At 74.3% G+C, this 25,459-nt stretch carries 23 protein-coding genes and 1 riboswitch; of the genes, 9 read left to right on the top strand and 14 right to left on the bottom strand.

Going from position 1 to position 25,459, the window contains the following annotated elements:
* The first annotated feature begins 95 nt into the window (after positions 1-95).
* Positions 96-887 (top strand): CPBP family intramembrane glutamic endopeptidase, encoded by a 792-nt coding sequence (locus tag IFT77_RS08835; RefSeq protein WP_192041436.1) that lies wholly within the window; start codon positions 96-98, stop codon positions 885-887.
* A gap of 338 nt (positions 888-1,225) precedes the next feature.
* Here IFT77_RS08835 and gcvP read toward each other — a convergent pair whose 3' ends face one another.
* From gcvP to IFT77_RS08815, 4 genes are all read right to left on the bottom strand, one after another.
* The gene (gene gcvP, locus IFT77_RS08830) at positions 1,226-4,177 is read right to left on the bottom strand and encodes an aminomethyl-transferring glycine dehydrogenase (protein ID WP_192169773.1); all 2,952 of its coding nucleotides are present in this window, start codon (positions 4,175-4,177) and stop codon (positions 1,226-1,228) included.
* On the bottom strand, positions 4,174-4,551 hold the full coding sequence (gene gcvH, locus IFT77_RS08825; RefSeq protein ID WP_123548114.1) for a glycine cleavage system protein GcvH: 378 nt from the start codon (positions 4,549-4,551) through the stop codon (positions 4,174-4,176). Before gcvH ends, gcvP begins: the two co-directional genes overlap by 4 nt.
* Before the next feature lie 106 nt (positions 4,552-4,657).
* On the bottom strand, positions 4,658-5,971 hold the full coding sequence (gcvT, locus tag IFT77_RS08820; RefSeq protein ID WP_192169772.1) for a glycine cleavage system aminomethyltransferase GcvT: 1,314 nt from the start codon (positions 5,969-5,971) through the stop codon (positions 4,658-4,660).
* A gap of 234 nt (positions 5,972-6,205) precedes the next feature.
* A riboswitch (glycine riboswitch) is annotated at positions 6,206-6,310 on the bottom strand.
* Positions 6,311-6,435: 125 nt separating this feature from the next.
* Positions 6,436-6,891: an SseB family protein gene (locus IFT77_RS08815; RefSeq protein ID WP_192041136.1), complete on the bottom strand. Its 456-nt coding sequence runs from the start codon at positions 6,889-6,891 to the stop codon at positions 6,436-6,438.
* A gap of 109 nt (positions 6,892-7,000) precedes the next feature.
* Between IFT77_RS08815 and IFT77_RS08810 the strand changes: the two genes are divergently transcribed.
* On the top strand, positions 7,001-7,435 hold the full coding sequence (locus IFT77_RS08810) for a hypothetical protein (protein WP_192041135.1): 435 nt from the start codon (positions 7,001-7,003) through the stop codon (positions 7,433-7,435).
* A gap of 14 nt (positions 7,436-7,449) precedes the next feature.
* On the opposite strand, the gene IFT77_RS08805 is transcribed toward IFT77_RS08810, so the two are convergent.
* Positions 7,450-8,322 carry a methyltransferase gene (locus IFT77_RS08805; RefSeq protein ID WP_192169771.1) on the bottom strand — a complete coding sequence of 291 codons (873 nt, stop codon included), beginning with the start codon at positions 8,320-8,322 and terminating at the stop codon, positions 7,450-7,452.
* An 80-nt stretch (positions 8,323-8,402) separates the two neighbouring features.
* On the opposite strand from IFT77_RS08805, the gene IFT77_RS08800 reads away from it, so the two are divergent.
* The 6 genes from IFT77_RS08800 to IFT77_RS08775 all read left to right on the top strand — a co-directional run bounded on the left by IFT77_RS08800 (position 8,403) and on the right by IFT77_RS08775 (position 14,171).
* The gene (locus IFT77_RS08800; RefSeq protein ID WP_192041133.1) at positions 8,403-8,885 is read left to right on the top strand and encodes an FBP domain-containing protein; all 483 of its coding nucleotides are present in this window, start codon (positions 8,403-8,405) and stop codon (positions 8,883-8,885) included.
* Between the two features lie 65 nt (positions 8,886-8,950).
* Entirely contained in the window at positions 8,951-9,313 is a 363-nt protein-coding gene (locus tag IFT77_RS08795; protein ID WP_192169770.1) for an antibiotic biosynthesis monooxygenase, read from the top strand.
* Positions 9,314-9,571: 258 nt separating this feature from the next.
* Positions 9,572-10,708, top strand: coding sequence for an outer membrane lipoprotein carrier protein LolA (locus IFT77_RS08790; RefSeq protein WP_192169769.1), 1,137 nt, complete (start codon positions 9,572-9,574; stop codon positions 10,706-10,708).
* Positions 10,709-10,755: 47 nt separating this feature from the next.
* Positions 10,756-11,745 carry an ATP-binding cassette domain-containing protein gene (locus IFT77_RS08785; protein WP_192169768.1) on the top strand — a complete coding sequence of 330 codons (990 nt, stop codon included), beginning with the start codon at positions 10,756-10,758 and terminating at the stop codon, positions 11,743-11,745.
* Complete coding sequence (locus IFT77_RS08780) at positions 11,732-12,661, top strand: ABC transporter permease (protein ID WP_192169767.1); 930 nt, start codon at positions 11,732-11,734, stop codon at positions 12,659-12,661. The genes IFT77_RS08785 and IFT77_RS08780 overlap by 14 nt, the downstream gene beginning before the upstream one ends.
* A 31-nt stretch (positions 12,662-12,692) precedes the next feature.
* Positions 12,693-14,171, top strand: a complete 1,479-nt coding sequence (locus IFT77_RS08775) for a hypothetical protein (RefSeq protein ID WP_192169766.1) — start codon at positions 12,693-12,695, stop codon at positions 14,169-14,171.
* Positions 14,172-14,237: 66 nt separating this feature from the next.
* On the opposite strand, the gene IFT77_RS08770 is transcribed toward IFT77_RS08775, so the two are convergent.
* The 7 genes from IFT77_RS08770 to IFT77_RS08740 are packed head-to-tail and all read right to left on the bottom strand — an operon-like array spanning position 14,238 to position 23,106.
* Positions 14,238-15,164: an acetamidase/formamidase family protein gene (locus IFT77_RS08770; RefSeq protein ID WP_192169765.1), complete on the bottom strand. Its 927-nt coding sequence runs from the start codon at positions 15,162-15,164 to the stop codon at positions 14,238-14,240.
* Positions 15,165-15,172: 8 nt separating this feature from the next.
* Positions 15,173-15,913 (bottom strand): GntR family transcriptional regulator, encoded by a 741-nt coding sequence (locus tag IFT77_RS08765; protein ID WP_371740993.1) that lies wholly within the window; start codon positions 15,911-15,913, stop codon positions 15,173-15,175.
* A gap of 60 nt (positions 15,914-15,973) precedes the next feature.
* Positions 15,974-17,668: an ABC transporter ATP-binding protein gene (locus IFT77_RS08760; protein WP_192169764.1), complete on the bottom strand. Its 1,695-nt coding sequence runs from the start codon at positions 17,666-17,668 to the stop codon at positions 15,974-15,976.
* A complete protein-coding gene (locus IFT77_RS08755) occupies positions 17,652-19,607 on the bottom strand; it encodes a gamma-glutamyltransferase family protein (RefSeq protein ID WP_371740992.1) in 1,956 nt (651 codons plus the stop codon). Before IFT77_RS08755 ends, IFT77_RS08760 begins: the two co-directional genes overlap by 17 nt.
* Positions 19,608-19,612: 5 nt before the next feature.
* Positions 19,613-20,491, bottom strand: coding sequence for an ABC transporter permease (locus IFT77_RS08750; RefSeq protein ID WP_192169763.1), 879 nt, complete (start codon positions 20,489-20,491; stop codon positions 19,613-19,615).
* Complete coding sequence (locus IFT77_RS08745; protein WP_123548101.1) at positions 20,491-21,444, bottom strand: ABC transporter permease; 954 nt, start codon at positions 21,442-21,444, stop codon at positions 20,491-20,493. The genes IFT77_RS08750 and IFT77_RS08745 overlap by 1 nt, the downstream gene beginning before the upstream one ends.
* Positions 21,445-21,447: 3 nt before the next feature.
* Complete coding sequence (locus IFT77_RS08740; protein WP_192169762.1) at positions 21,448-23,106, bottom strand: ABC transporter substrate-binding protein; 1,659 nt, start codon at positions 23,104-23,106, stop codon at positions 21,448-21,450.
* 247 nt (positions 23,107-23,353) lie between these two features.
* On the opposite strand from IFT77_RS08740, the gene IFT77_RS08735 reads away from it, so the two are divergent.
* Complete coding sequence (locus IFT77_RS08735) at positions 23,354-23,845, top strand: MarR family winged helix-turn-helix transcriptional regulator (RefSeq protein ID WP_123548099.1); 492 nt, start codon at positions 23,354-23,356, stop codon at positions 23,843-23,845.
* 30 nt (positions 23,846-23,875) lie between these two features.
* Here IFT77_RS08735 and IFT77_RS08730 read toward each other — a convergent pair whose 3' ends face one another.
* Together IFT77_RS08730 and IFT77_RS08725 are read right to left on the bottom strand one after the other, a co-directional pair.
* Positions 23,876-24,556 (bottom strand): SDR family oxidoreductase, encoded by a 681-nt coding sequence (locus IFT77_RS08730; RefSeq protein ID WP_192041124.1) that lies wholly within the window; start codon positions 24,554-24,556, stop codon positions 23,876-23,878.
* 71 nt (positions 24,557-24,627) lie between these two features.
* The gene (locus IFT77_RS08725; protein ID WP_192169934.1) at positions 24,628-25,437 is read right to left on the bottom strand and encodes an ABC transporter ATP-binding protein; all 810 of its coding nucleotides are present in this window, start codon (positions 25,435-25,437) and stop codon (positions 24,628-24,630) included.
* Positions 25,438-25,459: the final 22 nt, after the last annotated feature.

Here is a 25,459-nt window from a genome sequence, read left to right as displayed (position 1 = left end):
CATCCGCTGCCGACCGGAGCGTCCCGTACGATCGGCGCGTGAGCGACAGAGACGACACGCTACCGGCAACGCCGGGGCCGAGGCCGCGCGACGGGATGGCCGGCCCCCTCGAGACGGGGCCGGGTCGACCTGGCAGGGCGCGCCTCCGGGTCGAGATCGCGATCGTGCTCGGGCTGTCGCTCGGCGCCTCGGCGGTGTACTCGGTGCTGTCGATCGCCAACCGGCTGACCCGCGACGAGGCGCTGTCGCAGCAGACGGCGACGCTCAACTCGTCGCTCAGCGACCGACCCGTCTTCGACCTGATCTACCAGCTGGTCGGCATCGCCGTCGACCTCGTGCCCGTCGCGCTCGTGGCCTACCTGCTCTGGAACGAGGCCCGCCCGCACCTCGGCCGCCTGGGCGTCGACTTCTCGCGCGCCGGCCGCGACGTGCTCGGCGGCGCCGGGCTCGCCCTCGCCATCGGCATCCCGGGCATCGGGCTCTACCTCGTCGGCAAGGCCCTCGACCTGACCGTGACCGTCGTCCCGACCGACCTCGCGGCCGAGTGGTGGACGGTGCCCGTGCTGCTGCTCTCGGCGCTGCGGGCAGGCGTGACCGAGGAAGTCATCGTCGTCGCGTACCTCTTCGCCCGGCTCCGCGACCTCGGCTGGCGCACCTGGCCGATCATCGTCGCCGCCGCGCTGCTGCGCGGCAGCTACCACCTGTACCAGGGCTTCGGGGCCTTCGTCGGCAACGTCGTGATGGGGCTCGTCTTCGGTTGGCTCTACACGCGGACGGGCCGGGTGCTGCCCCTGGTCGTCGCGCACCTCCTGATGGACGCGGCCGTGTTCGTCGGCTACCCGTGGGCGGCGACGACGTTCCCGGCGGCCTTCGGCCTGCCCAGCTGACCCGAGGAGGCGGCGGGCCGGACGAGGGGCGTGGCCTCCCCCGGCCACGCCGACGCCGATCTGCGCCGACTTGCCTCGTCACCTCTCGGCGCCCCTTGACACCCGTTCGGGGGGAGCGTGTCATTGTCTCGAGGGTCGAACGGACTCGACAACTCCACACGCACCTCCTCGACCGTCCCCCCGGGTGTCATCCGGGACGGCCCCCGTCACGCCGGCGCCGTCCGCGCCGCTCAGGGGCCGGCACCCGCGGGGACCAGGAGGGAGCCGCCCGCGTCGCCGACGGGATCAGCGACCGGGCGGCTCCCTGCGTCACGGCACGACGTGCGGAGCAGGCGTGCTCAGGCGAAGGCCTCGACCGGCGGGCACGCGCAGAACAGGTTGCGGTCGCCCCAGGCCTGGTCGATGCGACGCACCGGCGGCCAGTACTTGCCGCGAACCAGGGTGCGGACCGGGTACACGGCCTCGTCGCGGCTGTACTCGCGGGTCCACTCGCCGGAGATGACGGACTCGGCCGTGTGGGGCGCGCCCCGCAGGGGGCTCGACTCGGCGGTGAAGCGGCCCGACGCCACGTCGGCGGCCTCGCCCGCGATGGCGATCATCGCGTCGACGAAGCGGTCGATCTCGGCGAGGTCCTCGCTCTCGGTCGGCTCGACCATCAGCGTCCCGGCGACCGGGAACGACATCGTCGGCGAGTGGAACCCGTAGTCGATGAGGCGCTTGGCCACGTCGTCGACGGTCACGCCCGTGGCGTCGCGGAGCGGTCGCAGGTCGAGGATGCACTCGTGTGCGACCAGGCCGTTCTCGCCGGCGTAGAGCACCGGGAAGTGGTCGCGCAGCCGCGCCGCCACGTAGTTCGCCGAGAGCACCGCGGCGCCGGTCGCCGCGGCGAGCCCCTCGGTGCCCATCATGCGGACGTAGGCCCAGCTGATCGGCAGGATGCTCGGCGACCCGTAGGGGGCGCTCGACACGGGGACGCCCGCGTGGACGAGCCGCTCGCCGGCCGCAGCGGGCTCGGCGCCCGTGCGACGGTCGGCCTGCTGTGCCAGGGGGTGGCCGGGCAGGTACGGGGCGAGGTGGGCCTTGGCCGCCACGGGCCCGACACCAGGACCGCCGCCCCCGTGCGGGATGCAGAACGTCTTGTGCAGGTTCAGGTGCGAGACGTCGCCGCCGAAGTCGCCGAACCGGGCGAAGCCGAGCAGCGCGTTGAGGTTCGCGCCGTCGACGTACACCTGGCCGCCGGCCGCGTGCACCGCGTCGGTGACCTCGCGGATGTCGTGCTCGTAGACGCCGTGCGTCGACGGGTACGTGATCATCAGCGCCGCCAGCTCGTCACGGTGCTGCTCGACCTTGGCACGCAGGTCGCCGAGGTCGACGTCGCCCTGCTCGTTGCAGGCCACGACGACCACGCGGAGCCCCGCGAGCACGGCGCTGGCCGCGTTCGTGCCGTGCGCGCTCTGCGGGATGAGGCACACGGTGCGGGCCGTGTCGCCGGCGGCGAGGTGGAAGCCGCGGATCGCGAGCAGGCCGGCGAGCTCGCCCTGGCTGCCGGCGTTCGGCTGCAGCGAGACCGTGTCGTAGCCGGTGACCTCGGCCAGCCAGCCCTCGAGCTGGCCGATCATCTCGAGGTAGCCCTCGACGTCGGAGGCCGGTGCGAACGGGTGCACGGCCGCGAACTCGGGCCACGTCACGGCCGCCATCTCGGTCGCCGCGTTGAGCTTCATCGTGCAGCTGCCGAGCGGGATCATGCCGCGATCGAGCGCGTAGTCCTTGTCGGCGAGGTGCTTGAGGTAGCGCATCATGCTGGTCTCGCTGCGGTGCGTGCGGAAGACCGGGTGCGTCAGGAAGTCGGAGGTTCGGCGGAGGCCTTCCGGCAGCACCTCGTCGCGCTCGTCACGCGCCTCGCCGCCGCCTGCGGGCGACGCCGCGGGCAGGGAGACGCCGAGCACGTCGGCGACGACCTCGAGGTCGTCGCGCGTCGTCGTCTCGTCGAGCGACAGACGGACGCAGTCGGAGTCGACGGCCCAGAGCAGGTAGCCGCGAGCGTGCGCGGCGGCGACGATCTCGTCCGCCCGGCCGGGCACGAAGACCTGGAGGGTGTCGAAGAACACGTCGCTCTCGAGCTCGAGGTCGCTCGCGCGCACGGCGGCCGCGAGGTCGGCGGCGTGCGCGTGGACGCGCGACGCGATGTGCAGGAGCCCCCACGGGCCGTGGTAGACGGCGTACATCGAGGCCATCACGGCGAGCAGCACCTGGGCGGTGCAGATGTTCGACGTCGCCTTCTCGCGGCGGATGTGCTGCTCGCGGGTCTGCAGGCTGAGCCGGTACGCCGGGTGGCCCTCGACGTCCTGCGAGACGCCGACGAGACGACCGGGCAGCTGACGCTCGAGCCCGGTGCGGACGGCCATGTAGCCGGCGTGCGGCCCGCCGAAGCCCATCGGGACGCCGAAGCGCTGGCTCGTGCCGACGGCGACGTCGGCCCCGAACTCGCCGGGCGGGCGGAGCAGGGTCATCGCGAGCAGGTCGGCGGCGACGACCGCGAGGCCGCCGGCGGCGTGGACGGCGGCGACGACCGCCTCCGGGTCCCAGACGCAGCCGGAGGCGCCGGGGTACTGCACGAAGACGCCGAAGGCGTCGGGGATCTCGGCCGGGTCGACGCTCGAGAGCTCGAGCTCGACGAGCTCGATGCCGACGGCCTCGGCGCGCCCCGCGAGCAGGGCCTTCGTCTGCGGCAGGGCGTCGGAGTCGACGACGAAGACGTCGGTGCGCGCCTTCGAGGCACGACGGGCGAGGAGCATGCCCTCGACGACGGCGGTGCCCTCGTCGAGCATCGACGCGTTGGCGGTCGTGAGCCCCGTCAGCTCGGAGACCATCGTCTGGAAGTTGATGAGCGCCTCGAGCCGGCCCTGCGAGATCTCGGGCTGGTACGGCGTGTAGGCCGTGTACCAGCTCGGGTTCTCGAGCACGTTGCGCTGGATCACGGCGGGCGTGACGGTGTCGTAGTAGCCGAGGCCGATCATGCTGCGCGAGGGGCGGCCGCGGTCGGCGAGCGCGCGGAGCTCGGCCAGCGCCTCCTTCTCGCCGATCGGCGCCGGCAGCACCGAGGCGTCGACGGGCTCGGCGTGGATGCTGTCCGGCACGGCGGCACGGACGAGCGACTCGACGCTGTCGTGGCCGAGCAGCTCGAGCATGGCCGCCTGGTCGGCGGCCGTGGTGCCGACGTGGCGGTCGACGAAGCCGGTGGCGGCCCGGTCGGACCAGTCGCCGAAGACGGACCCCTGCGCGTCGCTCATTCGGCGGTGAGGGCGACGTACTCGTCGCGCGAGAGGAGGGACAGGCCGTCGGTGCTCGACAGGGTGATCTTGATCAGCCAGCCCTCGCCGAACGGGTCGCTGTTGACGAGGTCGGGACTGTCGACGACGGCCTGGTTGGCCTCGAGCACGGTGCCGAGGGCGGGGGCGTAGAGCTCGCCGACCGACTTGGTCGACTCGATCTCGCCGACGACCTTGCCGGTCTCGACCTCGGTGCCCTCGGCGGGCAGGTCGACGTAGACGACGTCGCCGAGCTTCTCGGCGGCGTAGTCGGTGATGCCGACGGTGGCGGTGTCGCCGTCGATGAGCAGCCACTCGTGCTCGGAGGTGTACTGCAGGGCGGTGAGATCGGTCATGGCCGGTCCTTTCGAGGAGGCAGGGGCGCCGAGGCGGCGGGGGCTGGGGCTGGGTCTGGGTCTGGGTCTGGGGAGAGAGTCGAGGAGGCGGGCGTGCGGGAGCAGGTCAGCCGCGCTTGTAGAACGGCAGCGACACGACGGCAGCGGGGATCGCGGTGCCGCGGACGTCGACGGCCAGCGCGGGGCCGCGGTCGACGACGTCGGGGTCGACGAACGCCATGGCGACGGGGTGGCCGAGCGTGGGCGAGAGGGCGCCGCTCGTGACCTCGCCGACGACGGTGCCGTCGTCGGTGACGACCGCGTAGCCGGCCCGTGCGGCACGGCGGCCCTCGAGCGTCAGGCCGACGAGCACGCGGGCCGCGGGGGCAGGCTCGACGCCCGCCTTGCCCACGAACTCCTTCGAGGTGTCGACGACGCGGCCGAGGCCGGCCTGCGCGGGGCGCACGTCGAGGCCCAGCTCGTGGCCGTAGAGCGGCATGCCCGCCTCGAGGCGGAGCGTGTCGCGGCTGGCGAGCCCGGCGGGGACGAGGCCGCGCGGGCCGCCTGCCTCGGCGAGGGCACCCCAGAGCTCGGGGGCGAGCTCGGGCGCGAGGTAGAGCTCGAAGCCGTCCTCGCCGGTGTAGCCGGTGCGGGCGATCAGCACGGGGGCGTCGTCGAAGGTGCCCTGGAGCACGCGGTAGTAGCGCAGGGTCGACAGGGGCGCGTCGGGCTGCAGCCGGTCGGCGGTGACCAGCTCGTCGAGCACGCCCTCGGCCTCGGGGCCCTGGATCGCGATGAGCGCGGTGTCGTCGCTCTCGTCGTCGACCGTGACGTCGAAGCCGTGCGCCCGGCTCGCGAGGGCGCCGAAGGCGGCGTCGCGGTTCGAGGCGTTGGCGACGACGAGGTAGTCGTGCTCGTCGAGGCGGTAGACGACGAGGTCGTCGACGATCCCGCCCTCCGGGCTGAGCAGCAACGAGTACTTGGCCCGGCCGACCGCGATGGTCGAGAGGGTGCCCGCGAGCGCCGCGTCGAGGAACGCCCCGGCGTCGGGCCCGACGACGGCGATCTCGGCCATGTGCGACAGGTCGAACAGCCCGGCGGCGGTGCGCACCGCGTGGTGCTCGGCCAGGTCGGAGCTGTAGCGGACCGGCATCTGCCAGCCGGCGAAGTCCGTGAAGCTGGCACCGGCGGCGACGTGGACGTCGTGCAGGGGGCTGAGGCGCTCCTCCTGCTCGTCGGCGACGGCCTCGGCGTCGACCGCGTCGACCAGGTCGAGGGGCGCGCCGTCGGCGGTCGCGACGCCCTCGGTGCCGTCGGCGGCGAGGGGCAGGTCGCCGGTCGTGGTGTCGGGGCCGACAGCGTCGCGCAGGTCGGCGTCGTCGGGCAGGTCGGCGTCGTCGGGGCCGGGCGCGGCGGGCAGGTTCGAGGATGCGTCGGACATCTGCGGACTCCTGGGGGAACGGCCCGGCACCAGGTGACTCGGCCGGGATCGGCGTCGTGCAGCACCTGCACGACGGGGACGCGCACGGCACGGCAGAGCCGCGGTCGTGCACCCCCTCTGTCATGGGCCTGAGAGCTTCGCCGGCCACGAGGGCCGACTTTCACCGTGGGCGAGGAGGCGGGGCCGGCGACGCTCGCGCGCCTCCTGCAGGTGCCCCCTGCTTTTCAGAGTGGCCAGTCCGTCGCGGTACGCGGTACCTGAGAGATTGGCGGGGAGCTTGCTCCTTCGGTGCCCGGCGGCGCATCGGCGTGCGCTCCGGGGCTCTCCCGCGACGTGTTCGTGGCCCGGTGTTCTGTTGTGCCGCTCACCCTACAGCGGGCATGTGACAGCGGTGTTTCGGGAGGGACGACGAACGCCCCGACCGGGAGGGTCGGGGCGTTCAGGCCAGGTCGAGACGGCGGGACCTAGGAGGCGGGCTGTGCGGGCTGGCCGGGCTCGGGCGAGCCGGCGGCCTGGTGCGCGGCGACGAGCTCGCGGACGTCGTTCGCCAGCTGCGCGACGCCCTCGGGGAGCATCTCGAAGCCCTCGCGGTTGCCGGGGTTCACGACGAGACCCGTCTGCGCGGGGATCGCCTGCACGAGCTCGGCGGCGGGGATCGTGGCCTGGTACTCGGCGACGCCCTTGACCTGCTCGCCGATCATGTCGGCGTGCGTGAAGGCGGCGAGCATGGGCGTGCCCTCGCGGTCGAAGAGCACCGGCTGCAGGTCGGTCAGGCTGTCCTGGGCGTCGACGGCGGTGGCCACGACGACCTGCGCGTTGACGAACTCGGCGAGGACGGCGTTCATGTCGCCCTCTCCTGCCTGTCCCTTGCTGATGGCCTGCTCGAGGGCGGTCGGTTCGCGGTTCTCTGTAGCGGTCATCCGGCCAGCTTGCACCCTCGACCTCCGTGGCGCCTCCGTGCGGTTAGTCTGAGCCTCCTCGACCTCCGTCGGCGCCCGCCGACGCCCGTCCCGTCTCCTGGAGCGCGCCGTGCCCACCAAGACCGTCTCGCTGGTCACCGCCGCCCTCGCCGTCACGCTGCTGCTCGCGGGCTGCGCCGGGACGGACGCCGAGCCCGGCGCCGCGGCCACGCCGGGGATCGTCACGACGACCGGGCCCGACGCGACCGCGACGCCGCTGCCGACCACGACTCCCCCGGCGCCGTCGACGGCCGAGGCGCACGAGGCGCCGCCCGCCTGGGACGCCTGCGTCGCCGCGGTCAGGGCCGAGTACCCGGACCTGCCCCCGCTCGACGACGTCTGGGCCTACGAGGAGGCGGACGTCCGCGACTCGGACTCGGGCGCGGTCGCCGAGGTGCGCTTCGGGCACCTCGCCGACGGCCGGGTCGAGGCGGCGTTCACCTGCCAGATCTCGGGGACGCCCGAGTCGCCCGTGGTCGACCTCGTCTCGCCGGTCGACGTCTAGGACTGCTCGGCCGGTCAGGCCGGCAGGCGGGTCGCGCTGACGGCGGTCGCGTCGAGGTCGTCGTCGCGCTCGACGGCCGTGACGAGGTCCGCCGCCGCGAACAGGGCGGCCGTGCCCTCGGCCTGCGCCTCGCTTGTCTCGATCACCAGGGTGCCCGTCGGCGAGAGCCACGCCGCTGCGCCCGCCGCGATCCGCCGATGCAGGTCGAGGCCGTCCGCCCCGCCGTCGAGGGCGAGGACGGGCTCGTGCAGGCGGGCCTCCGGGGGCATCGTCGCGATGGCGGCCGTCGGCACGTACGGCGCGTTCGCGATCAGCACGTCCACCCGGCCGCGCAGCCGAGCGGGGAGCTCGGCGAAGAGGTCGCCCCCGACGACCGTCGCCCGCTCGCCGAGGTTGCGGCGGGCGCAGCGCACGGCGACGGGATCGAGGTCGGCGGCGACCACGTCGAGCCGGGGGCGGCGGCGCAGCAGCGCCGCGGAGACGGCGCCCACGCCGCAGCACAGCTCGACGACGACGGGGGCCGTGCCGGAGGCGGTCGTCCCGCCGAGCGGGACCTGTCCCCGTCCCGGCGCCGACCGCGGCCCCGGCACTGCGGCGAGCGCCGCGTCGGCCAGCCGCACGAGCAGCTCGGTGCGGCGTCGCGGCACGAAGACGCCCGGCTCGACGACGAGGCGGAGCCCGTCGAAGGCCGCCCAGCCGAGCACCTGCTCGAGCGGCTCGCCCGATGCGCGCCGGGCGACGAGGACCTCGAGCTCGGACCCGACCGCCGCCTCGAGCAGGAGGCGCGCCTCGTCCTCCGCGAAGACGCAGCCGGCCGCCCTGAGCCGCGCGACGACCGCCTCCTCGTCGAGCCCCTGTGCCCCGTGCCCCGCCGCCGTGTCGACCACGGGGCCAGCGTAGGGGCCGATCAGACCGACGAGCCCGTCCCGACGCGCTGTCGGCGGCGACGCGTAGGCTCGGCTCGATCATGAAGCCGCTGACCGAGACCGACATCCGTGAGTCGTTCGTGAACGCCCTCCCCGGCGACCTCGACCGGCTCCCCATCCCCGGCCTGCACGAGATGCTGTGGGGCGAGCGCGAGTTCCTGGGCTGGCGCGACCCGCAGGCCCACCAGCGCGGCTACATCGTGCACTGGATGGACGACCGGCCGGTCGGGCTCGTCGTCCGGTCGTCGGGCTCGTCGCTGCGACCCGGCATCGCCGCCATGTGCTCGCTCTGCCACTCGCCTCAGCCCGCGACGCAGGTGCGCCTGTTCACCGCGCCCAAGGCCGGCGACGCCGGCGCCAACGGCGACACGATCGGCACGTACATCTGCGAGGACCTGGCGTGCTCCCTCTTGATCCGGGTCGCACCTCCGCACCTGAACCCGCCCGAGCAGATCGAGCGCCGCGCGTCGGGCCTTGCCGAGCGCGTTCAGGGCTTCACAGCGAACGTCATGAAGACCGCCTAGCCCCGAACCCCTTCCGTCATCCCTCGCCGGGCATCCCGCCGGGCCGAACGAGAGCGAGTCGCACCATGTCCGTCGTCAAGATCAACGCCATCCACGTGCCCGAGGGCTCGGGCTCCGAGCTCGAGTCCCGCTTCGCCGCCCGCAAGCACTCGGTCGACGGCGCTCCCGGCTTCGAGGGCTTCCAGCTGCTCCGCCCCGTGTCGGGCGACACCCGGTACTTCGTCGTGACGACCTGGGCGGACGAGCAGTCGTTCCAGGCCTGGCAGGCGGACGGCGCCGCCGCGGCGCACGCCGGTCCTCCCGCGGGCCAGGGCGCACCGGCGGGCCACGGCGCACCGGCCGACCAGGGCAGCGAGGGCGCCGAGGCACCTCGCCGTCCGGTCGCCACCGGAGCCGACCTGCTCGAGTTCGAGGTCGTCGAGCTCTAGCCGCGGCGCTCGCCCCGCACCCTCGAGTGGACGATGCACCCCGACATGACGGGGTGCATCGTCCACGTCGGGGTGTCACGTGAGGCGGCCCGATGCCGCGGCCGGTCGCGCAGGCGCACCACGCCACCGAGCAGCCGCAGGGCTGTCGCTCGACGTCGAGCGACGTCGCTCGCGATCCCCAGGGGACTCCAGGGTCGGCGCGTAGCCTGCCGACCAGTCGCGACCCGCCCCGAGCCGCCACGAGAGGCACAGGACACCATGGACAACGCAGCACGCACCCCGTCGGCACGATCGAGGTCCGCCCGCTGGATCCCCGCCGTCGTCGTCCCGGCCGCGGTCGTGGCCGCCGGCATCGTCGTGCCGTCGATGGCGGCGAACGCCGAGGTCGTGCTGCCCGACAAGACTCCCCAGCAGGTGCTCGAGCTCGCCGCGTCGAGCGCGGGTGCCTCGTTCTCGGGCACGGTCGAGCAGACGAGCGACCTGGGCCTGCCCGACGTGTCGAGCTTCCAGGGCCAGGGCGGAGCCGGCGACGCGACGAGCGACGCCCTCGAGCTCCTGACCGGCAGCCACACCGCCGAGGTCTTCGTCGACGGCACGGACAAGCAGCGCGTGCAGGTCATGGAGGACCTGGCCGAGCGCGACGTCGTCCGCGACGGCGACAGCGTCTGGACCTGGGACTCCGAGTCGAAGGAGGCGTCGCACCTGACGCTGCCCGACACGAGCGGCACCGAGGTGCCCACCGCCCTGCCCGACGGCACCGCCGTGCCCCAGACGCCGGCCGAGCTCGCCTCGGCCCTGCTCTCCGCCGTCGAGCCCACCACGACCGTCACCGCGACCGACAACGTGAAGGTCGCCGGCCGCACCGCCTACCAGGTCGTCCTCACGCCCGACGACCCCGCGACGCTCGTCGGCAGCGCGACGCTGACCGTCGACTCCGAGACGGGCGTGCCCCTCAAGGTCGTCGTCGCCGCGAAGGGCCAGGCCGACCCGGCCGTCTCGGTCGGCTTCACCTCCGTCGACTTCAGCGCCCCCTCCTCCGACGTCTTCGCCTTCACGCCGCCCGCGGGGGCCGACGTGACCGAGGTCCCCGCGCCCACGGGCGATGACGCTCGTGCGCACGACGCGGACGGTGAGGCGCCGGAGAAGACCGTTCTCGGCTCCGGCTGGAGCACGATCGTCGGCATCGCCCCCTCCGCTGCCGACGCTGGTGCCTCCGCGCCGACCGGTGACGCCGCCGACGACAGCTCCGCGCTGCTCGACCAGGTGCTCACCCCGGTCGACGGCGGCAAGGTGCTCCAGACCTCGCTCGTCTCCGTGTTCGTCGGCGACGACGGCCACGTGTGGGCGGGCGCCGTCGACGCGGACGCCCTCCAGGCAGTCGTCGCCGCGCAGTGATCGACCGGCGACGTGGGCGGCAGGCGCCGTGAGCGACAGCAGATGCCGTGAGCGACGGGGCTGACCCGGGGTCGGACGTCGACCTCGCCGTCCAGACCGTCGGCCTCGGCAAGACCTTCGGTCGCCAGCAGGCCGTCGCCGACCTCGACCTCGCGGTGCCGCGGGGCAGCGTCTACGGCTTCCTCGGCCCGAACGGCTCGGGGAAGACGACCACCATCCGCATGCTGCTGGGCCTCACGAGCTCGACGAGCGGCTCGATCCGGGTGCTCGGCGGCGCGATGCCCGACCGCGCCCGCGACGTGCTGCCCCGTGTCGGCGCGCTCGTCGAGGGGCCCGCGTTCTACCCGTTCCTGTCGGGGCGAGCCAACCTGATGCGCCTCGACTCGGGCGACCGTCGGGCTCCGGGCGGCACCCGCAAGGCCAGGGTCGCGGCCGCCCTCGACCGCGTCGGCCTCGGCCACGCCGCCGACAAGAAGGCACACGCCTACTCCCTGGGCATGAAGCAGCGCCTCGGCATCGCGAACGCGCTCCTCATGCCGCGCGACCTGCTCGTGCTGGACGAGCCGAGCAACGGCCTCGACCCGCAGGGCACCCGGGAGGTGCGCGGCCTGATCCGCTCCCTCGCCGACGACGGCACGACGGTGCTGGTGTCGAGCCACCTGCTGGCCGAGGTCGAGCAGATGTGCACGCACATCGGCGTGATGAGCGCGGGACGGCTGCTCACGCAGGGCACCCTCGGCGACCTCCGCGCGCTCGGCACGCACCGCGTGCGCCTGTTCACGCCCGACCCCGACCTCGCCCGCGACGTGCTCGTGCGGCTGGGCCTCGCGCCGGACGACTCGGGCTCGGCCGGCCCTGCCCCGTCCGAGGGAGCGCACGTCAAGGCCGACCTGACGGTCGAGGGGCTGGCGCCCGAGGCGATCGTCGCGGCACTCGTCGCCGCCGACGTGCGGGTGCGCGGCTTCGAGGTGTCGGGCGCGAGCCTCGAGGACCGCTTCGTCGACCTGACCGGGGAGGGCTTCGATGTCGCCGGCTGATCCGATCCCGTCCGACGGGACCGCCGCCTCCTCGCCCGCCGACGGGGCCGCGGCCGGCTCGCCCGCCGTCCTGCCCGAGGCGGAGGTCCGCCGAGGCTCCGGGCTCGCGCTGTTCGGCAGCGAGGTCGTCGTCCTGTTCCGCCGCGTCCGCACGATCGCCCTGCTGGCGGCGCTCGCGCTCATCCCGATCCTGCTCGCCGTCGCGGTCCGGGTGACGACCGACGACGACGGCTCGGGCGGGCGTGGCCCCGCCTTCCTCGGGGACATCACGCAGAACGGACTCTTCGTCTCGCTCACCGCGCTCACGGTGGCCATCCCGCTCTTCCTCCCCCTCACGGTGGGCGTCGTCGCGGGCGACACGATCGCGGGCGAGGCGAGCCTCGGCACCCTGCGGTACCTGCTCGTCACCCCGGTGGGCCGGGTGCGCCTCCTGCTCGTGAAGTACGCCGGCGCCGCCCTGTTCTGCCTCGTCGGCACGCTCGTCGTGGTCGTCGTGGGGGCGATCGCGGGCGCGGCCCTGTTCCCCGTCGGGCCGGTCACGTTGCTCTCGGGACAGACGATCGGCCTGGGCGACTACGCGGGCCGCATGCTGCTGATGGCCCTCTACGTCACCATCTCGCTGCTGGGGCTCAGCGCGATCGGCCTCTTCGCCTCGACCCTCACCAGCGTGCCCGTGGGCGCGATGGCGGCGACGATCGTCCTCTCGACCGTCGCGCAGATCGTCGACGCGCTGCCGCAGCTGGACTTCCTCGACCCGTGGCTGTTCACCCACTACTGGCTCGGCTTCGCGGATCTGCTGCGCGATCCGATCTCGTGGAGCAACTTCGCGGACAACGCCCTGCTCCAGGCGGGATACATCGCCGTCTTCGGCGCTCTGGCGCTCGGACGCTTCACGACGAAGGACGTCCTGAGCTGAGCAGGGCTCCACACCGGTCTACCGTGGATCGGTGACTTCCCGACACCGCCTCCTCCCCGCCGAGGCGCTGGCCGCCGCCGCTCTGCTGACCGTCACGGCCTGCACGACGTCGGCCCCCGAGCCCGAGACCGTCGAGTTCACGGTGGCCACGCCGGAGGCGGCGGTCACCACCGCCGCGTCGGGCACCGCCGCCGAGAGGGCCGTCGAGACCAGCCGCGCGCTGTGGGGCAGCTCGCCGGTCGTCGTGCTCGCCACGGCCGACGACCCGGACGCCGTCGCCGAGGCGGCGGAGCAGGGCGAGCGGATCGGCGCGCCCGTGCTGATCGCCGCGGAGGGCATCGACGTCGCGACGGAGGTCGATCGCCTGGGTGCGGCGACGGTGGCGACGGTGGGCGAGAGCCCGTCGACGGACGACCTCGGGCTCGGCGACGTGGACGCCGTGCCGGCCGCCGACGTCGAGGCTCCCGCCGCCCGGGACGCCGACTCCTCGACGCTCGTCGTCGTGTCGGGACCGGACGACGCCGCGGCGTCGGCGACCGCCCGGGCCGCGGGAGCCGAGCTCCTCGCGCTGCCCGAGGGCGTCACCGACCTGCAGCAGGACGCCTCCGTCGTCGGCGCGATGGGCGCCTCCGGGGCGGACTCCACCCTCGTCGTCGGCTCCGCGTTCGCCGACCGGCCCCACCTCGAGTGGTCGGTCGCCGCGGCGCGTTCGGGTGCCGAGCTGCCGGGCGGCGGCCAGCGGTTCTTCCCCGACCGACGGTTCGTCGCCCTCTACGGCGCCCCGGGCACCTCGGCTCTCGGCGTGCTGGGCGAGCAGGACGTCGCGGCGACCGTGGAGCGCGCCGCCGACACGGCGGCGAGCTACCAGGCCTCGTCCGACCGGCCCGTCGTGCCGATGCTCGAGCTGATCGCGACCGTGGCGGCGGGCGACGCCGGCCCCGACGGCGACTACTCGAACGAGCTCGACCCCGAGCGCCTGCGCCCGTACGTCGAGGCCGCGGCCGCCGCCGGGCAGTACGTCGTGCTCGACCTGCAGCCGGGACGGACCGACTTCCTGACCCAGGCCCGCCGGTACGAGTCGCTGCTCACCGAGCCCAACGTCGGCCTCGCGCTCGACCCCGAGTGGCGCCTCGCCCCGGACCAGGTGCCGCTCCGGCAGATCGGCGGCGTGGACGCCGCCGAGGTGAACGGGGTCTCCGCCTGGCTGGCCGACCTCGTCGACGCGCGCTCGCTGCCGCCCAAGTTGTTCGTGCTGCACCAGTTCCGGTCGAGCATGCTGCGCGACCGGGCGGCGATCGACCTGAGCCGCCCCGAGCTCACGACCCTCGTGCACGTCGACGGGCAGGGCTCCCAGCCCGACAAGCAGGCCACCTGGCGGGCGCTGCACGACGGCGCCCCCGAGGTCGCGTGGGGCTGGAAGAACTTCTTCGACGAGGACGAGCCCATGCTCACGCCCGAGCAGACGATGACCGAGGTGTCGCCGGTGCCGGACCTCGTCACCTACCAGTAGGAGGCGGTCGGCCCCTCCCGGCAGGAGGCGGCGGCCGGTCTCAGAGGCCGAGCGCGCCGGTCGGTCTCAGAGGCCCAGCGCGCCCGTCGGCAGCAGGGCGTGCACGCCCCACGTCTGGTTCGCCACCTGCGTCACGCGCAGGTCGACGACGGCGCTGGCGAAGGCGAGGGCGGTCGCGCGGTCGACGTCGAGCAGGGCCGTCAGCCACGTCACCATCGCGTCGAGGGCGTCGCCCGTCGCGACGTCGAGGTCGGCGTCGAAGCCGAAGGTGATCCGCCCCGCGGGGGTCTCGGCGTGCACGCTCGGGAGCGGGCGGCGGTCGACCAGGTCGATCCACACCTCCGTCGTCATCGGGCACTCGACGGCGGTGCCGCCGACCTCGCCGTCGCCCTGGGCGGCGTGGCCGTCGCCGAGGTACAGGAGCGCGTCGTCGACCTGAACCGGCAGCCACAGGGTCGACCCCGCCACGAGCTCGCGGCAGTCGACGTTGCCGCCCGCCGTCGTGCGCGGCGGCGTCGTCGAGTGCTCGCCCGGCTCGGCGGGCGCCACGCCCGTCACCCCGAGGAACGGCGCGGTCGGCACGCTGAGCCCCCGGCTCTCGGTGGCGACGCCGGCGTCGGCGTCGATCTCCCAGAGCAGCCAGGCGGGCGGGACGTCGGCCAGGCCGAGCCGCGTCGTGACCGGCGTCTCGCGGCCGCCCGCGACCGTCCAGCCCCACTCCCCCGGCCGCAGGTCGACGAAGGTGACGCCGAGCATCTGCCCGGGACGCGCGCCGCGGACGGCGACGGGACCGGTGAGCGCGTGGCCCCGCGCCTGCGGGAACAGGCGCGGCCGCACCTCGCCGGGCGTCCGCTGACGCTCGAGGTGCCCGGAGGCGTCGAGCGACCCGACGACGACCTCGTCCCCGGGGTCGACGGTGAGGACGGGGGCGTGGTCGCGGGAGTAGACGTCGTTCGTCGTCGCGGGCGTCGGATCGAGCCGGTGTCGGGTCACGGGGCGCGTCACGCGACGCCGCCCGCGACGGGGACGGGTGCCGCGCGCAGCTGCTCGACGACCTCGGCGGGTGCCGTCCGGCCGAGGTACCCGACGCGGGACTCGCGGACGTGCCGCCCCATCAGCTCCGCCGCCCGGTCGGCGTCGCCCGCGTCGATGGCGGCGAGGATGACCCGGTGGTCGGGCCAGAGCCGCTTGCCGCGGGAGAACTCGTCGAGGGCGTAGAGCCACTCGATCTTGCGGGACAGCTGGCGCAGCAGCGTCGCGAGGGTGCTGCTGCGGCTGAGCTCGGCGATGCCGATGTGGAAGCGCTCGTTGAGGTCGACCAGGCGGTCGAGGTCGCCCCGGGCGACGGCGGCGTCGCCCTCGTCGAGCAGCTGCTCCAGCGACCGCCTCACGCGCCGCCAGTCGTCGTCCGCGTCGCTGCTGCCACCTCCGGCCGCCTCGTCGTCCCCGCCGCTGAACCGCGCCCGCGCCCTGCCCGCGGCGCGGCGCGCGGTCGAGATCTCGAGCGCCTCCCGGACCGCGAAGAGGTCGTCGGCCTCGTCGAACGGGATCTCGGCCACGCGCGACCCGACGTTCGGCCGGGACTCGACGAAGCCCTCCGCCTCGAGCCCGCGGAGCGCCTCGCGCACGGGCACCCGGGAGACGCCGTAGCGCTCGGCGAGCGCCGCCTCCGTGATCCGCGTGCCCGGCTGCAGCACCCCCTGCACGATGTCCGCCCGCACGGCGTCGACGACGCTCAGCACGGTCGTGCTCCGCAGGGCACGCCGGGACGGGACAGGGCGCGACCCGCCCGTCCGGGTCGGTCAGACAGCGAGGCTGGCACCGGGGATCGCTCCTAGGAGGTGGTGGGTGTACTCGTCCGTCGGGGCGAGGAACACGTCGTCGACGCTGCCCCGCTCGACGATGCGACCGCGTCGCATCACCACCACACTATGGGCGATCTGGCGCACCACGGCGAGGTCGTGCGTGATGAACAGGTAGCTGAGCCCGAGGCGGCCCTGCAGCTCGGCGAGCAGCTCGAGGATCTGCTCCTGCACGAGCACGTCGAGGGCCGAGACGGCCTCGTCGCAGATCAGCAGCTCGGGCTCGAGCGCGAGGGCCCGGGCGATCGCGACGCGCTGTCGCTGGCCGCCCGACAGCTCGTTCGGCCGGCTCTGCCCGACCGAGCGCGGCAGCGCCACCTGGTCGAGCAGCTCGGCCACGCGCGCCCGGCGGCCGGCACGGTCGCCGACCCCGAAGATGCGCAGCGGCTCGTCGACCAGCCGCTCGACGCTGTAGGTGGGGTCGAGCGAGCCGTACGGGTCCTGGAAGACGGGCTGCACGCGACGGCGCAGGGCCCGTCGCGCGGCGCCCCGACTGGCGGTGATGCCCTCGCCGTCGATGAGGGCGGAGCCCGACGTGGCCGGCTCGATCCCCAGCACGATCCGCGACAGCGTCGTCTTGCCTGAGCCCGACTCGCCGACGACCGCGGTGGTCGTGCCCCGCGGGACCTCGAACGAGATGCCGTCGACGGCCCGCACGGTCTCGCCCCGACGACCCCGGAGGCGGTACTCCTTGACGAGGTCCGTCACGACCAGGATCGGGTCGGCCCGCGCCTCCTCGGCCTCCTGCTGCCCGTCGCCGACGGGCTCCTCGGCCCGGAGCGCCGCGGCGGCGGCCACCGTCGGCGCCGCGGCCACCAGGCGCTTCGTGTACTCGTGCTGCGGGTCGAGCAGGATCTGCCGCGGCGTGCCCTGCTCGACGACGCGGCCGTCGAGCATGACGACGATGCGGTCGGTCCGGTCGGCCGCGACGCCGAGGTCGTGCGTGATGAAGAGCAGCGACGTGCCGTGCGCGTCGACCAGCGTCTGCAGGTGGTCGAGGATCTGCCGCTGCACCGTCACGTCGAGCGCGCTCGTCGGCTCGTCGGCGATGAGCAGCTCGGGGTCGCGGGCGAGGGCCACGGCGATCAGCACGCGCTGGCGCATGCCGCCGGAGAACTCGTGCGGGTACTGGCCCGCCCGCCGCTCGGCCTCGGGGATGCCGGCCTCGGTCATCAGCTCGACGACGCGTCGGCCGACGGCGGCCCGGCCGCGGGCACCGCCCGCGCGCAGGGCGTCCGCGATCTGCGCCCCGACGGTCATCGAGGGGTTGAGGTTCGTCGACGGGTCCTGCGGCACGAGGCCGATGCGGGCGCCGCGGACCGACCGCATCCGCGCCTCGCCCGCCCCGGTCAGCTCGTCGCCACCGAGGTGCACGGTGCCGCCCGTGACGTGCCCGGCACCGGGGAGCAGCTGCAGCACGGCCGCCACGACGGTCGACTTGCCCGAGCCGGACTGGCCGACGATGGCGACCCGCTCGCCGCGTGCGACGTCGAGGTCGACGCCGTGCACGACGTCGCGGTCGCCGAACGCGACCCGCAGGCCGCGGACGGCGAGCAGGGGCGCAGCGGCCGTGCCCGAGCTGGTGCTGGTGGTCACGTCTGTGGTCGTGGTCGGCGTCTCAGCGTCCTGCGGCATAGGCCTGTGCTCCTCGGGGGTTGGCGGCGGCGCCCAGCACGCCGGTCTCGGGGTCTCGGGTGACGCTCGACAGCCGGCCGAGCGACCAGTCTCCCGAGCGGGTGACGACGTGGCCGCGGGCCTCGAGGCCGGCGATCAGCTCGTCGCCGAGGCGGTCCTCGACGACGACGCCGCCCGGCGTCCAGGTGCGCGGCCAGAACGAGCCGGGGAACGACGTCGTGTGCAGGGCCGGGGCGTCGATCGCCTGCTGCGGGGTCCAGCCGCCGACGATCGTGCGCAGCAGGTAGAGGAGCTGCCACTGGTCCTGCTGGTCCCCGCCGGGCGAGCCGAGGGCGACCAGCGGCTGGCCGTCGCGCAGCACCAGCGTCGGCGTCAGGGTGGTGCGGGGCCGGCGGCCGGGCTCGAGCGTCGAGGCGGTGCCCTCCTCGAGCCAGCTCATCTGGAGGCGGCTGCCGAGGCAGAAGCCGAGCTCGGGGATCGTCGGCGACGACTGCAGCCAGCCGCCCGAGGGCGTCGCCGAGACGACGTTGCCCCAGCGGTCGACCACGTCGATGTGGCAGGTGTCGCCGCGGGTCTCGCCGGTCGGCGCGACGTCGGGCTCGGCACCCGGCTGACGGGCGTCGTCGGCCGGGACCGCGGGCGGGACGGCGCCGGGGGCGGCGGCGGAGAACGAGCCGACGGTGGGCTCCCCCACGCCGGCGCCGGGGCCGGCCACCTCGTCGTCGGTGCGGAGCGTCGGGAGGCGGCCCGCGCCTCCTGCGCCCCCGGCGTCGCCCGGACGCAGCTCGTGCGACGCGGTCCGGCCGATCAGGGCGCGACGCTCGGCGGCGTACTCCGCCGACAGCAGGCGGTCGAGCGGCACGTCGCGGTCGCCGTACCAGGCCTCGCGGTCGGCCATCGCGAGCTTGAGCGCCTCGACGATCGTGTGCGCGCCCTCGACGGTCGAGGGGTCGAGCAGCTCGTCGGGCAGCGGGTCGAGCATCGCCAGCACCTGCAGCAGGGCCGGGCCCTGCCCCCAGGCGCCGGTCTTCGCGACGACGTGGCCTCGGAACTCGACGGTCGTCGCCTCCTCGGTCGAGGCGCGGAAGGCCGCCAGGTCGGAGGCGCGCATCACCCCCGCGTGGTCGCCTCCCGTCGAGTGCCGGTGCGGCGTCCGCACGAAGGCGTCGATCGAGGTCGCGACGAGGCCCTCGGCCCACTCGGTGCGCGCGGCGTCGACGCGGGCACGGCGGGCCGCCTCGGCGCGCGAGGAGCCGGGGCCGTCGGTGCCGGGCGTCCGCGGTGCGGGACCGGCGTCGGCGGCCGGCAGCGCGCCTCCTGCGGCCACCAGCCCGTCGAGCACCCGGGCGTAGGCCTCGTTCACGACCATCTCGCCAGGGGCCGGCGGCGCCCCGTCGACGAGCCACCGGTCGGCCGACGTGGGCCAGTGATCGGCGAACAGCCCGGCGACGGCACCGATCGTCTCGGTCACCCGCGCGGTGATCGGGTGCCCGTCGCGGGCGTAGCCGATCGCGTAGGCGAGCACGTCGGCGAGCTCCCACGTGCCGTGGTCGCGGAGCAGGAGCAGCCACGCGTCGACCGCGCCGGGCACGGCCGCGGCGAGGGCGCCCGACCCCGGGACGAGGTCGAGTCCCTCGGCGCGGTAGTGCTCGACCGTCGCGCCGGCGGGCGCCGGCCCCTGCCCCATCAGCACGACGGGCCGGCCCGGCTCGTCGGCCGTCGCGAACACCGCCGTCATGTCGCCGCCCGGCCCGTTGAGGTGCGGCTCGACGACGTGCAGCACGAACGCGCCGGCGACCGCCGCGTCGAAGGCGTTGCCGCCGCGCTCGAGCACCGACTGGGCCGAGGCCGTCGCGAGCCAGTGCGTCGAGGCGGTCATGCCGAAGGTGCCGCGGAGGTCGGGCCGGGTGGTGAACGCAGGAGGTGCGGTGTAGGTCACGAGGATCAGGTCCGTTCGCGGGAGGTCGGGTCGAGGGCGTCGCGGAGCGCGTCGCCGACGAGGTTGAAGCCGAGGCAGATGACGGCGATGGCGAGGCCCGGGACGACGGCCGCGAACGGGGCGTTCGACAGGTACTGCTGCGCGTCGGAGAGCATGATGCCCAGACTGGCCGTCGGCGGCTGGATGCCGAGCCCCAGGAACGAGAGCAGCGCCTCCCCGATCACCGCGACCGGCATGATGACCGTCGCCTGGACGATGATCGCCGAGACGCAGTTCGGCAGCACGTGGGCGAAGATCACCCGCAGGCCGGTCGCGTCCATCGTCCGGGCGCTCAGCACGAAGTCGGTAGAGCGGATCCGCATGGTCTCGCCGCGCACCACGCGGATCATGGTGGGGATCTGCGCGATGCCGAGGGCCACCACCGCGTTGCCGAGGCTCGGCCCGCTGATGGCGGCGAGCGCCACGGCGATGATGAGGAACGGGAACGCGAGCATCACGTCGGTCAGGCGCGACACGATGGCGTCGAGCCAGCGCCAGTAGCCGGCGATCAGCCCGAGCGGGGTGCCGACGACGACGGCCAGCACGACGCTGAGCACGCCGACGACGAGCGAGACGCGGATGCCGTAGACCGTGCGCGAGAGGATGTCGCGGCCGAGGTCGTCGGTGCCGAGCAGGTACCCGATCGTGCCGGGCAGCTGGAACGGGGCGTCGAAGTGCACCTCGGCCGGGCCGTACGGTGCGATGAGCGGGGCGGCGATCCCCGCGACGAGGACGACGAGCAGCATCACGCCGCCGGTCAGGCCGAGCTTGTTGCGGCGCAGCTGGCCCCAGACGCGGCCCCGGTCGGAGCCGAGCTCGTGGGAGGTGGGCACGAGGACGGTCATCAGGAGGCTCCTCCGACTCGGATGCGCGGGTTGAGGACGCTGTAGAGCACGTCGACGACGAGGTTGATCAGGATGTAGCCGAGCGTGATGACGAGCACGACGGCCTGCACGACCGGGTAGTCGCGCGTGAAGACCGCGTCGAGGGTGAGCTTGCCGAAGCCCGGCAGGGCGAAGATGCGCTCGGTCACGACGGCGCCCGAGATCAGCCCGCCGAGCTGCAGTCCGACGATCGTCACGACGACGATCATCGAGTTGCGGAGCCCGTAGCGGAGCAGCACCCGGCCCCGTCCGAGGCCCTTGGCGCGGGCCGTGCGGACGTAGTCCGTCGTCATCGTCTCGATCATCGAGGCCCGCGTCTGCCGCATGATCACGGCGGCGAGGGAGGTGCCGAGGATGAGCGCCGGCAGGGTCAGGTGCACGAGGGCCTGCCACGGGTCCTCGGTGACGGGGACGTACCCGGAGGCGGGGAAGATCCCCAGCCCGACGGCCAGCCAGAGGATGGCCAGGATGCCGAGCCAGAAGTTCGGCACGCTCAGGCCGACGAGGGCGGCGGCGTTGGCCATCCACTCGGGCCAGCGTCCGCGCCAGCGCTCGGCGACGACGCCCAGGGCGACGCCGACGAGCACGGCCACGACGATGGCGTACAGCGCGAGCCACAGGGTGACCGGCAGCGTCGCGCCGATCAGGTCGGCCACGGGGGTGCCGGTCCGGGTGGACTGGCCGAGGTCGCCCCGGAGGAACGCCCCGACGAAGCGGAGGTACTGCACGACGAGCGGGTCGTCGAGCCCGAGGTCGGCGCGGATGGCCGCGACCTGCTGCGGGCTGGCCTCCTCACCCGCCAGGGCGAGGGCAGGGTCGCCCGGCAGCTGCCGGACGCCGACGAAGACCACGACGGAGGCGAGCACGAGCGTCACCGCCGACTGCCACAGGCGGGTGAGGAGGTAGCGCGCCATGGCTCAGTCGGCCTCGACGAAGGCGGCGGTGCTGAGGCGCACGACGCCGTCGGCGAAGGTGGACACCCCGGCGATGTCGTTCGACAGCGCGGTGAGGCTGCGCACGCGGTACAGGTAGATGATCGGCGAGTCCTCCTGCACCTTCTCGACGACCTGGCCGTAGAGCTCGGCCCGCTCGTCGACGTCGGTCGTCGAGGCGGCGTCGCTGAGCAGCTCGTCCACCTCGTCGTCGCTGTAGCCGCTGTAGTTGTTGCCGGCGCCGGTCGACAGGAAGTTGACCATGTTGCCGTTCGGGTCGATGCGGCCCGACCAGCCGAGCTGCAGCGCCTCGAAGTCGCCCTCGGTCTGCACGTCGAGCAGCGTCGAGTACTCGACGGGGGTGATGGTCAGCTCGAAGCCGCCCTCGGCGACCTGGGCCTGCAGCGCCTGGGCGAAGCGCACGGTGTCCGGGTTGTTGCTCACCTGCATGTCGATCGCGAGGGGGGTCTCCACGCCCTCGTCCTCGAGCATCTGCACCGCCGCCTCCGGGTCGTAGTCGGGGCAGGCGTCGCTCGCGTCGGTGGCGAAGGGGCTGCTCGGCGAGATCGGCGAGCAGGCAGGGTCGTAGAGGCCGCCGAAGACGGTCTTGACGAGCGCCTCGCGGTCGATCGACATCGACAGGGCCTGGCGCACGACCGCGTTGCTCGCGAGCGGGCCGTCGAGCTGCACGGGGTCGGTGCCGATGCCGTCCTGGTTGCCGATGTTGACCGTCAGGCCCTGGTAGCCGAGGGAGCCGACCTCGAGCACGGTGAGGGAGTCGTCCTCCTTCAGCGTGCCGACGTCCTGCGTCGACATCGAGTCGGCGACCTGCACGTCGCCCGACTGCAGGTTCGCCGCACGGATGCTCGCGTCGGTGATGATGCGGTACGTGATCGTGTCGAAGTGGGCCGACTCGGCGTCGTAGTAGAGCGGGTCGCGCTCGACGGTGATCGAGGTCTGCGGCACGCGCTCGACGAACTTGTACGGGCCGACGCAGACGGGGGCGTCGCCGAACGCGTCGCCGGCCGAGGCCAGCGCCGTGGGCGACATGACCATGCCCGCACGGTCGGCGAGGGCCGCCGTCAGCGGGGCGAACGGCTCGGAGTAGGTGACCTCGACGGTCGCGTCGTCGACCGCCGAGATGCCGGTGATCGGCCCGAGCTCGCTGCGGCGCGACGAGTCGTCCTTGTCGAGGCCGCGCTGCAGGGTGCCGACGACCGCCTCCGCGTCGAGCGGGGTGCCGTCGGCGAAGACGGCGTCGGTGCGCACGGGGAACGTGACGGTGAGGCCGTCGTCGCTGACGTCGGGCAGCTCGGTGGCGAGCATCGGCACGATTTCGCCCTCGGCGTCGATGTCGTACAGCTTCTGGCACATCGTCTCCATCACGTAGCGCGTGTAGAGGGACGAGGACGTGGTGGGGTCGAGCCGGTCGGGCTCGGCCGAGAGCGCCATGACGAGGTCGCCGCCCTCGACGATCGTCGCGTCGCCGATCGGGGCGGTCGAGACGTCCTCCCGGCTGCTCGTGGCGGCGGTCTGGACCTGCTGGCACCCGGTCGCCACGAGGGCGATGCCGAGGGCTGCGGCCGGCAGCGTGAGCGCGCGACGCCGAGCGGCGGATCGCGAGGAGAGCGAGGTCAGAGGCATGTGTGGTCCGATGCTCGGGTGCGGGAGGGAGTGGATTGAATGCAATCAGTCCCGATGGCGCACTCTTGTATACAACTTGTTACGGACGTGTAAAACGTGCCCCGGACGAGGGTGGGCGACGCGGGTCGAGTCGACGCTCACGGGGCAGGCAGCGCACGCCGCCGGGGCGCGCGCGGGGCGGCGTCGAGGCGACCCGCACCTTCGAGGGGCATGATCGGGGGTGCCCCCCGCCCGAGAGGACTGCTGCGTGAACACCAACGACGAGGTCGACCTGATCATCGACGCCTGGGCGCGCGTGCGGCCCGACATCGACTTCGCAGCGCTCGACGTCTTCTCGCGGCTGCGCCGCATCTCCCGACGGCTCGACCGGGTGCGCGCCGAGGCGTTCCGGCGCTCGGGCCTCGAGATCTGGGAGTTCGACGTGCTGTCGACCCTGCGGCGGGCCGGCGACCCCTTCGAGCTCAGCCCCAAGGACCTCGTCACGGCCACCATGGTCACGAGCGGCACGATGACGAACCGGCTCGACCGGCTCGTCGAGCGCAGCCTCGTCGAGCGCCGCGCCGACCCGCGCGACGGCCGCGCCGCGCTCATCCGCATCACGGAGGAGGGCGTCGATCTCGTCGACCGGGCCATGCTCGACCTGCTCGAGGCCGAGCACTCCCCGCTCGGGTCGCTGACCCGCCAGCAGCGCGACCAGCTGGCCGACCTGCTGCGCGAACTGGGCACCGGCTTCGCCTGATCCCCGACGGACCAGCCCGGACGCGCCAGGTCAGAAGCTGGTGCTGGGCAGGTCCTTCTCGCCGTCGACGATCGCCCGGACGATGCGGGCCGCGACCGCGTCGGGGTCGAGCCCGGTCGGGAAGCTCGGCGCCTCGCCGGTGATCGGCCGCGTCGCGAGTCCGGTCTCCGTGTGCCCGGGTCGCGCGTCCACGAGACGGACGCCGCGCCTCCTGAACTCGCGGGAGGCGGCGCTCACCCACGCGGCCAGGCCCGCCTTGGCCGCGGAGTACGCGGCCATGCCCGCGGTCGGCGACTCCGCGACGACGCCGCTGATCGTGACGGCGAACGGGTCACGCCCGGCGGCTGCGGACGCGGCGAGCGCCTCCGACGCGTCGCGCAGCAGCCGGACGGGAGCCAGCAGGTTGGTCTGGACCAACTCGTCGAGAGCCTCGTCGCTGACGGCGTCGGCAGGTCCGAACCCGACGACTCCGGCCGCCACGACGACACCGTCGAGACGCCCGTGGGCCTGGAGCGCCGCGGCGACGAGCGACGCCCCGCCGCCCGGCTCGCGGAGGTCGGCGACGTAGGCGTCGGGCCCGGTCAGGGCTCCCCCGGCGCGTCCGGCCCGCACGACGACGGCCCCCTGGTCGGACAGCTGCGCGGCGATCCGGGAGCCGAGGCCGCCCGACGCCCCGGCGACGAGCACGACGGCTCCCTGCAGATCGGTCATGCCCGGAGCGTACGCGCGGCGCCCGAGCACCCGCCCGCGCCCGGCGCCGCCCCAGCCCCGCCGGCCCCGCCTCAGCGCCGCCGGCGCGGCACGACGAGGGGCGTCCCCGTCACGGGATCGGGCACCACGAGGCACGGCAGGTCGAAGACGTCCTCGACGAGCTCGGCCGTGAGCACGTCGGCCGGGGCGCCGGTCGCGACCACCTCGCCGTCGCTCATCACGATCAGGTCCGTGGCGTAGCGCGCGGCCTGCGCGAGGTCGTGCAGCACGGCGACGACGGTCGTGCCCTGCTCGTGCAGCCGCGCGAAGAGATCGAGCAGGTCGTACTGGTGGGCCATGTCGAGGTACGTGGTGGGCTCGTCGAGCAGCAGCACCGAGGTCTGCTGCGCGAGCGCCATCGCGACCCAGACGCGCTGCCGCTGCCCGCCCGAGAGCTCGTCGACCGGCACCTCGGCCAGGTCGACGAGGTCGGTCTCGGCGAGCGCGGTCGCGACGGCGGCGCGGTCGGCGTCCGACCACTGCCGGAACATGCCCTGGTGCGGGTACCGGCCCCGGGACACGAGCTCGCCCACGGTGATGCCCTCGGGGGCGGTCGACGACTGGGGCAGCAGGCCGACCGTGCGCGCCGCCTCCTTCGCGGGCACCGTCGCGAGGTCGCGGCCGTCGAGCAGCACCGCTCCGGAGCGAGGGGCGAGGAGGCGCGAGAACGCCCGCAGGAGGGTCGACTTGCCGCAGGCGTTCGGCCCGACGATCACGGTGAAGGAGCCGTCGCGGACCTCGGCGTCGATCGACGACGAGACGGTGCGGCGGTCGTACGCGAGGTGCGCGCCGCGGGCTGCGAGGCGCGGCGTGGCGCCGCCGGGTCTGGCGCCGGCGGGCATGGCCCCGGCGCGCAGGACGGGG

The sequence above is a fragment of the Frigoribacterium sp. CFBP 13729 genome (assembly GCF_014841875.1).
GTDB lineage: Bacteria > Actinomycetota > Actinomycetes > Actinomycetales > Microbacteriaceae > Frigoribacterium.
This window is presented reverse-complemented; position numbering and strand designations above follow the sequence as displayed.